Annotated in this window: 13 protein-coding genes; 9 read left to right on the top strand and 4 right to left on the bottom strand. The window is 50.0% G+C overall.

Annotation, left to right across the window (positions count from 1 at the left end; all coding sequences use genetic code 11):
- The first annotated feature begins 120 nt into the window (after positions 1–120).
- Positions 121–612 (top strand): helix-turn-helix domain-containing protein, encoded by a 492-nt coding sequence (locus tag AC5JLP_RS26500; RefSeq protein ID WP_496070840.1) that lies wholly within the window; start codon positions 121–123, stop codon positions 610–612.
- A 10-nt stretch (positions 613–622) separates the two neighbouring features.
- Positions 623–1,189, top strand: coding sequence for an IS630 family transposase (locus tag AC5JLP_RS26495; protein ID WP_496070839.1), 567 nt, complete (start codon positions 623–625; stop codon positions 1,187–1,189).
- A gap of 79 nt (positions 1,190–1,268) precedes the next feature.
- Here the strand turns inward: AC5JLP_RS26495 and AC5JLP_RS26490 are convergent, their stop codons facing one another.
- The 4 genes from AC5JLP_RS26490 to rpaB form a co-directional block, all read right to left on the bottom strand.
- Positions 1,269–1,697 carry a protein kinase domain-containing protein gene (locus tag AC5JLP_RS26490; RefSeq protein WP_496070838.1) on the bottom strand — a complete coding sequence of 143 codons (429 nt, stop codon included), beginning with the start codon at positions 1,695–1,697 and terminating at the stop codon, positions 1,269–1,271.
- A 62-nt stretch (positions 1,698–1,759) separates the two neighbouring features.
- On the bottom strand, positions 1,760–2,200 hold the full coding sequence (locus AC5JLP_RS26485; RefSeq protein WP_496070837.1) for a hypothetical protein: 441 nt from the start codon (positions 2,198–2,200) through the stop codon (positions 1,760–1,762).
- Positions 2,201–2,356: 156 nt separating this feature from the next.
- The gene (locus AC5JLP_RS26480) at positions 2,357–3,559 is read right to left on the bottom strand and encodes a cysteine desulfurase family protein (protein WP_496070836.1); all 1,203 of its coding nucleotides are present in this window, start codon (positions 3,557–3,559) and stop codon (positions 2,357–2,359) included.
- Between the two features lie 39 nt (positions 3,560–3,598).
- On the bottom strand, positions 3,599–4,330 hold the full coding sequence (gene rpaB / locus AC5JLP_RS26475; protein WP_496070835.1) for a response regulator transcription factor RpaB: 732 nt from the start codon (positions 4,328–4,330) through the stop codon (positions 3,599–3,601).
- A gap of 198 nt (positions 4,331–4,528) precedes the next feature.
- Between rpaB and radA the strand changes: the two genes are divergently transcribed.
- From radA to AC5JLP_RS26440, 7 genes are all read left to right on the top strand, one after another.
- Positions 4,529–6,184: a DNA repair protein RadA gene (gene radA, locus AC5JLP_RS26470; protein WP_496070834.1), complete on the top strand. Its 1,656-nt coding sequence runs from the start codon at positions 4,529–4,531 to the stop codon at positions 6,182–6,184.
- Between the two features lie 62 nt (positions 6,185–6,246).
- Positions 6,247–6,489, top strand: a complete 243-nt coding sequence (locus tag AC5JLP_RS26465) for a hypothetical protein (RefSeq protein WP_496070833.1) — start codon at positions 6,247–6,249, stop codon at positions 6,487–6,489.
- A 124-nt stretch (positions 6,490–6,613) separates the two neighbouring features.
- Positions 6,614–7,504 carry a hypothetical protein gene (locus AC5JLP_RS26460; protein WP_496070832.1) on the top strand — a complete coding sequence of 297 codons (891 nt, stop codon included), beginning with the start codon at positions 6,614–6,616 and terminating at the stop codon, positions 7,502–7,504.
- Positions 7,505–7,533: 29 nt separating this feature from the next.
- Positions 7,534–8,016 carry a DUF2141 domain-containing protein gene (locus AC5JLP_RS26455; protein ID WP_496070831.1) on the top strand — a complete coding sequence of 161 codons (483 nt, stop codon included), beginning with the start codon at positions 7,534–7,536 and terminating at the stop codon, positions 8,014–8,016.
- 147 nt (positions 8,017–8,163) lie between these two features.
- Complete coding sequence (nfi, locus tag AC5JLP_RS26450) at positions 8,164–8,892, top strand: deoxyribonuclease V (RefSeq protein WP_496070830.1); 729 nt, start codon at positions 8,164–8,166, stop codon at positions 8,890–8,892.
- A gap of 292 nt (positions 8,893–9,184) precedes the next feature.
- Positions 9,185–11,155, top strand: coding sequence for a glycoside hydrolase family 10-like protein (locus AC5JLP_RS26445; RefSeq protein WP_496070829.1), 1,971 nt, complete (start codon positions 9,185–9,187; stop codon positions 11,153–11,155).
- Between the two features lie 65 nt (positions 11,156–11,220).
- On the top strand, positions 11,221–12,306 hold the full coding sequence (locus AC5JLP_RS26440; protein ID WP_496070828.1) for a DUF4365 domain-containing protein: 1,086 nt from the start codon (positions 11,221–11,223) through the stop codon (positions 12,304–12,306).
- Positions 12,307–12,384: the final 78 nt, after the last annotated feature.

The raw sequence follows: 12,384 nt of genomic DNA, 5'->3' as shown, positions 1-12,384 counted from the left end.
AGAACGCAGCTTCTTCCAGCTTAATTTGCTCTCGTTGAGGTAACAAAAGAGGGGTAATACCAATTCCTCAAGGTTAGGCTACAGATGGTATAAAATAGCTATCGGGTTTAATCAACAAACATGGCAGGCGTTTACAAGCTAGAGATCACTGAAACTGAAGCAGACCTTAAACAATTGCTGAGAACGCAAAAAACGGCTTCTGACAAAGAACGTATCCAACTGCTCTACCTACTCAAGAGTGCGCAAGCCAGCACGGTGGAGTCCGCCGCCGCACTGCACGGTCGTCATCGCGTGATCGTGCAGAAGTGGTTACGCCGCTATCGCAGTGGCGGTCTAGAGGTTCTACTCGGACACAAGCCTCGCACTGGGCGACGGCAGAGCCTTCCTCAATGGGCACAAGAGGCGCTCAACAAGCGTTTACACCAACCCGAAGGCTTCGAGAGCTATGGCGAGATCTGTCAGTGGCTAGAGACACAACTGGGCATCAGTGCGCCGTACAAAACGGTGCATCAACTGGTGCGTTACCGGCTCCAAGCCTCGCCCCAAGTAGCAAGACCGCTGATTGTGGCAGCCGCAGATGGGCGGGTGGAGGCATCTAAACAAACTCGCTGAGAACTTGGCAATGTTGGCATGGGTTGCCGTTGCAGTGCTAGGACTGAGCGGGCAAGTGCGCTACTTCTGCCAAGATGAGACCCGCATTGGACTGAAGACGATCAGTGGTCGCAAAATCACAGCCAAGGGGATTAAGCCTCAAGGCAAGGTGCAATGGCAGTTCAAGGCGACTTATCTTTACGGCGTGGTGGAACCCGCCACTGGCGAACACTTCTTCTACGAATTCACGCACCTCAATAGCGAGTGTTTCCAGGTGTTTCTGGATTTAGTGCGTGAGCAATACAACGACTGCATTCTCATCATCCAACTGGATCAAGCCGGGGCGCACAGAGCAAAGCGGTTGCAAATTCCACCGAACATCATCCTGCTGTTCCAGCCGTCGCACGCACCAGAGACTAACCCCATTGAGCGAGTTTGGCAGCATCTCAAGTTGGGGTTGCGATGGAAACTGCCGAAGCACTTGGATGAGTTGCGCTTGTTGATGCGCTCAAGGCTAGAAGCGATGACCCCAGGCGTGATGGCTTCGATTGTGGGCTGGAACTCCATTCGGACAGCACTATCTATAGCTAGTATTTAAGGAATTGGTATGACGAGGATTATCAACGAGTGCATTTCCGCTGATGATGCCCTCAGCTGGTTCGCTCACTGTGGCTTATTCATCTGAGAACCGCTGTAATATCACGATGAATGATCGGTGGCTGCTGCTGTTGCAGATACATCAGCACTTTCAGCAATTCTTCGGCAATTTGTCGAACTTCAATCAACGTCCATAGACGGCACTGTGCTAGTGCGGATGCTGGTTTATATTCCTGCACCAGGCAGAAGCCTGTTGGCGTTTCAAAGGATGTGAGAAAACGTGGGATACTGGGATGTCTGAGGCGTTGCAGCAGCTTAGTTTCTTGCTCATATTGCTGATAATCTGACCACGTAGACTTCGCTTGAGCAAACTGAAATTGCTTGATCACAACGGATGCTTGAGTGTTCTGGTCGATCGCCAAATAGGTCACTCGTCCATTGCCCCGGTTGTGCCCGAGTTCGCAATCGATCTCGTAACCATATTCTGTAAAGTCAGGAAAATCGCTCATGATGTTCTACGAGCTACACGGATTCATGGCAATGAAGGGCAAAAGATGTCATTGAAAGCCAGCTAGCTTTCTGGCTTCACAGGCTTCATCAGTGCGACATACAGCAAGAACCCAGGCAACGTACCGATCATGAGCGGCAGCACACACTCAATCTTGAATAACGTGTGCCGATGGAAAAGCAAAACATAGGCGGTCAGTGCTAGCGGTACGCCGATCCCCATCAGTGCCCCTGGGAAAATTGCCATTAAGCGGTTCCTGCGTCCTTTTGTGCAGATTACTGTGCCCAATGCCCCACCCATACTACTGAGCAGGAGCACCTTTGCAAGCGCATGTTCTCCCGGACTTAATCCACCAGACCTCAAGAACTCAAAGGTTGGAAGCAGAACCATTACGCCCACAATGAGCATCACCACAGCAGCAACTACGGATGCCTTCTGGTTATCAGCGTTCGATCGCTCTGTAGTGTCTATTTTGGACGGCTCATTAGATTGCTCTGTAGACATTGCACCGCTCCATGCATCGGTAAGGTTAAATTAACTGTGAAATAGCGGCGTTTGAATCGATGCGCCGCTTTGTTCTCAAGCGTTTAGATTTCTCCACAACGCTTCATTCAGTTATCCCTAAACCAAGCAGAATTTTAACTGTCAGGTAAGTTACCGCTAAACCTTCAATAACGAAGATTTGGGAGAGAGTCGGGCGAGGACTTGCTTGAGTACCATGACTGTCCAATCGATATCAGCAGGGGTTGTCTGTTTCCCCACTGTGAAGCGGATGCCAGACTTAGCAGCACGATCGCCATATCCCATTGCTTGCAAGATCGGGCTGGGAGACAGTTTGCCGCTATGACAGGCCGATCCTGCGCTGATGCCAATCCCTGCAAGGTTCATTTGGCGCACCAGCGTTTTACCATTCAGCACGTCGCCGTCCGCTGTTTGCAGGTAAAAGCTGGCGTGGTGGGGCAGGCGATTCCAGCGGTCGCCCGTTGGCAATAATCCAGGTACATCGGCTAACTGATCAAACAAGGCATCACGCAGTTGGATGAGTCGTGGCGTTTCGATCGCCATTTCTTGAGCTGCGAGTTCTGCCGCAACGCCGAAGCCCGCGAGTGCAGGTACCGCTTGTGTGCCCGATCGCAGCTTTGCCTCTTGCCCTCCGCCACCTAACAACGGTAGCAGCGTTACTCCTGGTCTTACATACAGTGCCCCTGCACCTTGAGGGCCATAAAGCTTATGGCTGGACAACGACAACAAATCCACAGGAAGTTGCTGCACATCCACAGGCAAGCGACCGACAACCTGCACAGCATCGGTATGAAAGAGAGCACCATGAGCGCGGGCGATCGTCCCCAATGCTTGAATGGGCTGCACCGTACCGACTTCACTCTGACCGTAAATGATCGATACCAGCACCGTATTCGCTTGCAGTGCGGCTCGTAAATCTAGGGGATTCACCTGCCCCTGCTGATCCACAGGCAAGCGCATGACCTGCCACCCCCAGTCTTCTAACCAACGCACAGGCTCGGCGATCGCAGAATGCTCCACGCTAGAAATAATCACATGTTGCGGTGTCGCATACTGGCGCACCACACCCATAATTGCCAGGTTATCGGCTTCCGTACCGCCTGCGGTGAAAGTAATGGCTTCTGGCGGCGCATTGATCAGCCGCCCTACTTGCACCCTGGCGCGTTCAACCGCGATCGCCGCCCGCTGTCCCCACGCATGCAAGCTGGATGGATTGCCCCACTGTTCAGTTAAGGTAGCTTGCATCGCTGCGATCGCCTCTGGACGCGTGGGCGTTGTGGCGCTGTAATCCAAATAAATCTGCATGGGCATCCGGGCCGTAGACGGTCTCAACTTCAGCATACAAGCCCAGCCACATCAGCCCATCCTCAAGTTGGGCTATTATTCAGTCTCGCCGGGTTCCAGAATGCGCTGGAAAAGGTAGCCTGTGCCGCGAGCCGTTAAGATCAACTCTGGGTTGCTGGGGTCATCTTCGAGCTTCGCGCGGAGCCGTGAAATGTGGACATCCACCACGCGCGTATCGACATGGCGTTCGGGCGTATAGCCCCAAACTTCTTGCAAAATTTCCGATCGGGAGAAGGCTTCTCCAGAACGGCTCACCAATAGTTCCAGCAGGCTAAACTCCATCCCAGTCAGGCGAATGCGCTCGTCGCCTTTGTAAACCTGACGTTTGTTAGTGTCAATGCGGATGCTGTTGATGTAAATCACACCCGAACTGGGAATGCCTGTGGTGCCTGTTTTCTCAACTCGACGCAGCACCGAACGAATGCGTGCTTCTAGCTCTTTGGGTGAAAAGGGTTTGACGACATAATCATCAGCGCCCAGTTCTAAGCCCGTGATGCGATCGGCCACATCCCCCAACGCCGTTAACATAATGATGGGCACATCCGATTCTTTCCGTAGCTCCTGGCAAACCCCGTAGCCATCAAGCTTGGGCATCATAACATCTAGCACAACGAGGTCAGGATCGGCATTACGAAAGGTGTCGAGTGCTTCTTCCCCATCAGCAGCCGTCACCACATCGTAGCCAATCATGGAGAGGCGTGTTTCTAGAATGCGGCGAATGCTTGCTTCGTCATCAACTACTAAGATCTTTTCCTTATGACTTTCCAAGTTGAAGACTCCTTAAGCTAATTCTAGAATCATTAATTTCTGTACTTTATCATTAAAGATAGTACCCAAAGATAGTACCCGATCTATCCCAATTTGAACCGCTAAAATTCTCTCCCTCACAGCACTTCAGACTTTCTTAAGCTTTAACTTCCCAGCGCGATCATTTCTGAAAGAATTTTTAACATTTCCTTACCAATTATGCCAAAACAGCGATCGCACTACGTCTGTAACCAATGTGGTGCAGAATCTTCGCAATACTTTGGAAAATGCCCCGCTTGCAATAGCTGGAATGCTCTTGAAGAACAGGTAGCACCCGCGACAACCACAGCGGCTCGTCCCGGTGCTGCGAGGCTCAACAGCCGTGCCAGTGCTACCCGCCAAGCACCCGCTCAACCGAAAGCGGCGTTAACGCTGGCACAAATTTCTGATCATCCCCAAGCGCGCTTGTCATCAGGGTATGTGGAACTCGATCGCGTCCTGGGTGGCGGTATCGTCCCCGGTTCTCTCGTCCTCATCGGTGGCGATCCGGGCATCGGCAAATCCACCCTGCTGTTGCAAACCGCCAATCGTCTTTCTCAGACTTACCGCACGCTTTATGTGTGTGCTGAAGAATCTGCCCAACAGGTGAAGCTGAGAGCGCAACGGTTGGGAGTGGGGGAGGAGAGGGGAGAGAGGAGAGAGGAGTGGGGAGTGGGGAGTCGGGAGTCGGGAGTCAGAAGTCAGAAGTCAGAAGCCAGGCGGGGACAAGGGGACAAGGGGACAAGGAGACAAGGGGACGAGGAAGCCTCATTACTAACAACCAACAACCAGCAACTAACAACTGCCTCAACTCAAAACTCAAAACTCAAAACTCAAAACTCACCCCCCCCTATTCCCCATTCCCCATTCCCTACTCCCCAACTCTACCTTCTGCCCGAAACCGATCTCGACACCATCCTTGCAGAATTGGAGTCGTTGCAGCCACACGTGGCGGTGATTGATAGTATTCAGGCGTTGTATTTTAGTGCGTTGTCATCAGCTCCTGGGTCGGTGGCGCAGGTGCGGGAATGTACGTCGGTGCTGATGCAGATGGCGAAGCGACAGAATATTACGCTGTTTATTGTGGGGCACGTGACGAAGGAAGGGGCGATCGCGGGACCCAAGGTACTCGAACATTTAGTCGATACGGTGCTGTACTTTGAGGGCGATCGCTTTGCCAGCCATCGGTTGCTGCGATCGGTGAAAAATCGCTTTGGTGCCACCCACGAAATCGGTGTATTTGAAATGGTGGATCAGGGCTTGCAGGAAGTCCTGAATCCGTCAGAACTGTTTTTGGGCAATCGGGATGAGTTTTCGTCGGGTAGCGCGACGATCGTCGCTTGTGAAGGGACGCGCCCGATCGTGGTAGAACTCCAAGCATTGGTGAGTCCCACCAGCTACAGTTCGCCCCGGCGATCGACCACGGGCATCGAATACAATCGGCTGCTGCAAATTCTCGCCGTGCTAGAAAAACGGGTGGGCATTCCCCTGTCCAAACTAGATGCCTACGTTGCGTCGTCCGGTGGCTTGAGCGTGGGGGAACCTGCTGCTGATTTAGGTGTGGCGATCGCCGTTGTCGCCAGCTTCCGCGATCGGGTCGTTGATCCGCGCATGGTTCTGATCGGCGAAGTGGGCTTGGGCGGACAGGTGCGCCCCGTTTCACAGATGGAATTACGGCTAAAAGAAGCGGCAAAGTTGGGCTTTAAGCAGGCGATCGTTCCCAAAGGCACCGTCGTACCCGATCTGGGCATCGAGATTTTTCCCGTTGCCAGAGTGGTGGATGCGATTGCGATTGCTCTGGCAGGCAAAAATACCAATACAGATGAAGCCGAGTAATCCTACAAAACCTGGCAAAGGCAAGACCGTCTAAAATTGGTTTACCTAAAACAGAAATCAGTATGACCGATCAATCCTCTTCACTGGAACAAATCGTCGCCCACCATAGCGCTGCCATTGCCCAGATCAACGAAATCCTGTTGCTGATCGCCCAACGGCAGCAGGAAACGGTTCAGATTCAACAGGAAAACGCTCAGCAAATTGCCACTAATACTCAAGATATTGCTGAGTTAAGACGAAGCATTGCTGAATTGAGAACCATCCTTCAGGATCGGTACGGTGGAAACGGACAACGAGGAGAGTAATCTCCAAAAAACTCTGCGTTGCATCAAACTTCTTTACGTTGAAATTAATTCCTTTTGTCATCTATGTTTCACATCCAACCTAACTCGTTAATAAACAACCAGACTAATTGTTAGACAGAAGAAATTGAGAAAAATTGATGTTATGCCAGAACAGATATTCTTCTCTCGTTATTTGGCAGGAGATCACAACAATGTTTGGAGAGAACTTCAAGCATTAGGTGAAATTGTTGATCAGCCCTTAAAAGCTGATGCTTTAGCTGTTGCACGCGAAACGATGAGGCGTGTCAAGATTAACTTAGAGATAATAATGCATCGTCTCAAGAGATTAGGATTTGAGTTTCCAGATCCCGATAAGGTTTTTGTTGTGGCTCAATCCCATTCCCTAAAAGTTCTAGATGCATTTGAACAACAGTGGGGAGTACTACCATTTTCTGTTCGTGCCTGGTATGAGTGTATCCATTCAGTTAATTTATTTGCATCAAAACCTATATCAAAAGATTTAATTCAGTCACTTGACCCAGCTTTGATAGCTGCAAGTTTTTCCAGTTGTGCAAATCTTTCTGATCATCTAGCCGATAATGACGAGCTACGTTGGTATATACAAGGAATTAACTTTTTGAGTTTAGAAGAGAGCTTGACAGAGGTTTTACAGGCGGCAAAAAAGTTTCAGGAAGCTTGGGAAGAAGGAAAAGTCGATGACTGGACTCGCAACTATTACCTTCAAAATAAAATTGACCCAGCGGTATTGACGGTAGGCTTTTTACCAATTGGAATGTCTATGAGCACCTGTGAACCAATGGGCTTTGAGGTTGGTATAGCTAAAGCAGATTGCGTTATCGCTGATGACGATGGCAGAATCAACTTGGTTGATTTCCTCAGAGCGCACTTACTTTCTGGAGAATTACTGCATGGGCACTGTGCCAGAAACCAGCAGTATGATTACGTCTATATAGGGAAAATGCCCCATCACTGCCAGGTAGCCTCTGAAGTTATGGAAGAATTACTATTGTTCTAGCTTCAAATCAACCACATAAAAGTTTGGCAATGTTTGAATTAACAAAAATCAGAATGGGCACGATCGCCCTGATCACACTCTCCAGCCTATGCGTGGCATCGATCGCAAAAGCTGAGCTTAAAAGCACCTTGACCATTGAAATTGATGGGTTGAAAACGCAAAAAGGTGCAGTCTGCTTTAGGCTATTTTCCAGAAGTTTTGGGTTTCCGAACAACGATAAAAATGCTGTTATCCGCCGATGCGTCAAACTGTCTGAAAAAAGTGCTGAGGATCCGCTGAAAATCACGCTTAAAGACATTTCCTCTGGTAGCTATGCCATTGTAGTTTTTCAGGACTTGAACGGCGATCGCAAACTCAACCGCAACACGACTGGCATTCCCACTGAAGGCTACGGGTTTTCCAACAATCCCAATACTCGTCAAGATCTGACCCGCTACGGCGACTGCGTCTTCCTTCTGGCAGGTGCTGAGGAAACCATCAAAATTAAGATGAAGTATCCACCCGCAAAGTAAGGGATGGGGTATAGAGTACAGAACGTAGGGTTGGAAGAGTTCCATGTTTTGAGTTGTTTTTGTCTCCGCGTCCCCGTGTCTCCGTATCGCCGCGTCTTCTCTCTCTACCTCTGCCCCCCTTGCTCCCCCTGCCTCCCCTCCTCTCCCATGCACATCATCCAACGTCACGAATGGGTGCTCACGGCAGAAGAGGCGATCGCCATCCAGCAAGACCTCCGCAAAGAGATTGTGACGATCGATGACTTCGATACCATTCATTATGTTGCGGGTGTTGATGTCGGTTTTGAATCCGAGGGAACGATTACTCGTGCCGCGATCGCCGTACTCAATCTAGACAATTTGCAGTTGCAGGATCGCGCGATCGCTCGTCGTCCCACGACCTTTCCCTACATTCCCGGTTTCCTCTCCTTTCGAGAAGTGCCTGCCGTACTGGATGCCTTGGAAAAAATCACCGTGATTCCCGATTTGTTGCTGTGTGATGGTCAGGGCATCGCTCATCCTCGTCGCTTTGGCATTGCGTGCCATATCGGACTTTTAGCCAATGTCCCCACGATCGGCGTGGCAAAATCTCTACTCGTTGGCAAGCACGCAGAACTGGCGGACGATCGTGGCAGTTGGCAACCCCTGATCCACAAGGGCGAAACCATTGGTGCCGCATTGCGAACCCGTCCCGGCACCAAACCTCTCTACATTTCACCGGGTCATCGGGTGAGTCTAGAAACCGCGATCGCCTACGTCATGCGCTGCACCACCAAATATCGGCTGCCCGAAACGACGCGACACGCACACAAGTTGGCATCGGGTCCGGCGATCGACCAAACCAATCAACCAGACGAACCATCTGCCCAACAAATGTCTCTAAAGCTTGATCTTTAAAGCTTGAGAAAGCTGGAGTTTGTAAGCTGAGGCTCTCCAGCAGCGCGCCCTCATCTACCAAACCGTTGAAAAGTGTACCCCTGATTTTGTACTCAAACAAACAGCACCTTTCGGGGGGCGTGGGGGAGTTAGGACCCCACATAGCGGGGGACCGGGGGGAAGTCCCCCGGCAACATGCATCAACGTAGCTAAAAATGTGTGCAAACGATCGCCTCAAGAGCGAGAAGAAATCAAGAGGTTAACCGATCAGTGCGTAAGTCTTAGAGGATAATAAACTCAAAAATGGCTGCGTATGGTCGCTTCTGGTTTCCCCGATACCCAAACCCACTGGGCCCGTCCTTTTATTGAAGGCTTGGCGCAACGCAACATCATGCGCGGGTTTGAAGATGGTTCCTTTCGTCCCGAACGCGCCATGAGTCGGGCAGAATTTGCCTCGGTGCTGCAAGCTGCCTTTAGTCCCACTGCCACTCGTCCCTATGTGCCGTTTGTGGATGTACCAACGACGCACTGGGCGGCAGGAGCCATTCGCCGCGCTTACGAAGGGGGCTTTTTATCAGGCTATCCGGGACAGCAGTTTCGCCCCAATGAGAACATTCCCAGAGTGCAGGCGCTGGCATCGCTGGTCGGTGGGTTAGGGCTGTCGTCTGAGGCTGATGTCCCGTTAGCACAGTTGTATCAAGATAACGCTCAGATTGCAGGTTGGGCGATCGCCGCGATCGCCTCTGCCACTGCCAACGAACTCGTCGTCAACCACCCCGATCGACGACGACTGCGACCCACCCAACCCGCTACCCGCGCCGAAATTGCCGCCTTTGTCTATCAATGCCTGGTCGCTCTAAGAAAAGCACCTGCGATCAATTCCAGTGCGATCGTGCCGTGGGTGAACACGATCACCGTCTCCCATACGCGAGAATTTCGCGCCGCCTGGGTTGCCTGCGTCTGGAACGGCGATTTTCCCTCCAAAGCCGGACTTTCCACCCAACAGCAGCAGGCAGAACTGATCGCCATTCTCGATCGGATGCAGGCATTGAACCTGAATGCGCTGATTTTGCAGGTGCGTCCCGAAGGCGATGCACTCTATCGCTCGTCGCTGGAACCCTGGAGTTTCTGGCTGACGGGCACTCAGGGCAAACCACCCGATCCGTTTTATGATCCGTTGGAGTTTGCGATCGCTCAGGCTCATCAGCGCAACATTGAACTACACGCCTGGTTTAACCCCTACCGCGCCCGCACGTCTGAACGCATCATCAATGTCAGCCCTCACATCGCGGTGACAAATCCTGACGTGGTGTATCGGTGGGATAAGCAGCTTTGGATGGACCCTGGTGCAAAGGTGGTGCAAGACCGCACCGCAAATGTCATTCTCGATGTGGTGCGTCGGTACGATGTAGACGGCATTCACCTGGATGATTATTTTTACCCGTATCCGATCGCCGGACAGACCTTCCCCGACGACAAAACTTATCAAGCATACAAAGCAGGTGGGGGAACGCTATCTCTCGCAGACTGGCGACGCGACAATGTGAATCGTCTCATTCAACGCCTTGCGACAGGCATTCGGGCTGCCAAACCCCACGTTAAATTTGGCATTAGTCCCTTTGGCATTTACCGCCCTGGTCAGCCGCCCCAGGTGCGAGGATTGGATGCCTACAACCAGCTTTATGCCGATTCCCTCAAATGGTTGCAGGAAGGCTGGGTGGATTACCTCTCGCCTCAGCTTTACTGGCGCATTGATGCAACGGCGCAAAGCTATCCCGTCTTGCTGCGCTGGTGGACAGACAACAACCCCAAACAGCGGCACCTCTACCCTGGTAACAATTTGGGCGCTTTGGGTGGGAACCAATGGGATCTGTCCGAAATTCTGAACCAGATTGATCTGACTCGACAGCTTACACCCCAACTGGCACTGGGCAATGTGTTTTTTAGCGCAAAGGCACTCACCGCAAACCATCAAGGGATTGGCGATCGCTTCCGCACCACAACCTACGCCAACCTTTCTCTACCGCCCGCCATGCCATGGCTTCCTGCCGATACACCCACGATGCCCAAAGGCGTTCACACCAGCAACGGCAAACTCACATGGAATGCCTCCCCGCAACCCATTCGCGGCTGGACGCTCTACCAGCAAAACGGTACAAATTGGACACTTCATCAGGTGCTTCCCGCTGCAACCACAACCTTAGCTGTTTCATCAGGGGTGTATGCTCTGTGCGCTGTTGGGCGATCGGCTGTCGAAAGTAAAGGCGTTGTGGTGAAGGTGTGAGAGGGACGATCAGGTTCACACCCTCTAGGGCATTCTTTTTGAGTTATCAGTGAGACAACTAAGCTGTGAGTACTAGAAGGAAGAAAAGTAAAGCAACAAGTTCAGCAGGGGTAAATTATGTTCGCCAAGTTGTAACAAGTGATAATTCAATCTTTCAAGCGGTGGAACTAGATAATAATATGGGCAATGATGCTTATATCGAATTTATTCTAGACGAAGAGACAACTGGCTGTTTTGTATGGGTTCAAATAAAATCAGGTGAGTCTTTTAAGCGGAAGTCATACTATGCACTTCCGGCAGATAAAGATCATTTTGAGTATTGGAATAGTAATATTGCACCAGTGGTTGGTGTAGTTTATGACCCAGAAATTAAATCCGCATTTTGGATAGACATTACTGATTATCTTCAAAGCAACCCATCTGCCATTAAAAATGGACCGTATACTTTACATATTTCGCTAGACAATGAGTTAAATTCTGAGACATTTTCAGAGTTCAAAAGACTATTTCTTAAGCGTTACGAAGGATACAAAAAACATGAGAACTTTGGACGCGCCCTTGAATATTTTGCAACAATGGATGAGTTGGATAAATGCTTGGAAGGATTAATATCTCTTTTTGTTAGCTACAGGAATGAGAGAGCAGCATGGTTCTATCTTATTAATTCTTTCTCAAGTATTGAAGATGATCGCATACTTTTTCAATTTATTTCATATTTATCTCTTTTGTCAGGACACATGGATATTTTTTGGCATAAAGACAATATTGTAAAGATTGAGGTTGAGAAATACGCGAGATCGCATCTAGCAAAAATATTTGGAATAACAGAGGTCGTCAAGCTTCTCTCTATCGTCGATGATTGGGGTTTTTCTAGAGGTTCTATCGGGTATGCTATATCTGCAATCATTAGTTTGATCTCTGATAAGGAAATGTTGTTGAAATCAATTGCTTTTAATAGCTCTTTTGACGAGAGAATGAGAAGTAATGCGTTGTTTCTTCTTATACATTTAGAACAATTCAGCTCAATTCAAGATTGTACTGAAGTTATAACTGAATATCTTAATCAGTATCCTTGCACAGAATATGAAGATCTATTTTTAAGCATGAAAAACACTTTGGAAACAGAAGGTTTCTTGGGTTATATCGGTTAATGTATTGTCCTCAAAATTTTTGGTGCATCAAAATACTCATTGGATCGCTGCTCTTATTGATTGGATGAATCACCGAAA

The organism is Stenomitos rutilans (assembly GCF_059505485.1).
This window is presented reverse-complemented; position numbering and strand designations above follow the sequence as displayed.

Coding starts and splice junctions, on each gene's coding strand:
- AC5JLP_RS26500 (WP_496070840.1), top strand. CDS start 121: ATGGCAGGCGTTTACAAGCTAGAGATCACTGAAACTGAAGCAGACCTT.
- AC5JLP_RS26495 (WP_496070839.1), top strand. CDS start 623: ATGTTGGCATGGGTTGCCGTTGCAGTGCTAGGACTGAGCGGGCAAGTG.
- AC5JLP_RS26490 (WP_496070838.1), bottom strand. CDS start 1,697: ATGAGCGATTTTCCTGACTTTACAGAATATGGTTACGAGATCGATTGC.
- AC5JLP_RS26485 (WP_496070837.1), bottom strand. CDS start 2,200: ATGTCTACAGAGCAATCTAATGAGCCGTCCAAAATAGACACTACAGAG.
- AC5JLP_RS26480 (WP_496070836.1), bottom strand. CDS start 3,559: ATGCTGAAGTTGAGACCGTCTACGGCCCGGATGCCCATGCAGATTTAT.
- radA (WP_496070834.1), top strand. CDS start 4,529: ATGCCAAAACAGCGATCGCACTACGTCTGTAACCAATGTGGTGCAGAA.
- AC5JLP_RS26465 (WP_496070833.1), top strand. CDS start 6,247: ATGACCGATCAATCCTCTTCACTGGAACAAATCGTCGCCCACCATAGC.
- AC5JLP_RS26455 (WP_496070831.1), top strand. CDS start 7,534: ATGTTTGAATTAACAAAAATCAGAATGGGCACGATCGCCCTGATCACA.
- nfi (WP_496070830.1), top strand. CDS start 8,164: ATGCACATCATCCAACGTCACGAATGGGTGCTCACGGCAGAAGAGGCG.
- AC5JLP_RS26445 (WP_496070829.1), top strand. CDS start 9,185: ATGGTCGCTTCTGGTTTCCCCGATACCCAAACCCACTGGGCCCGTCCT.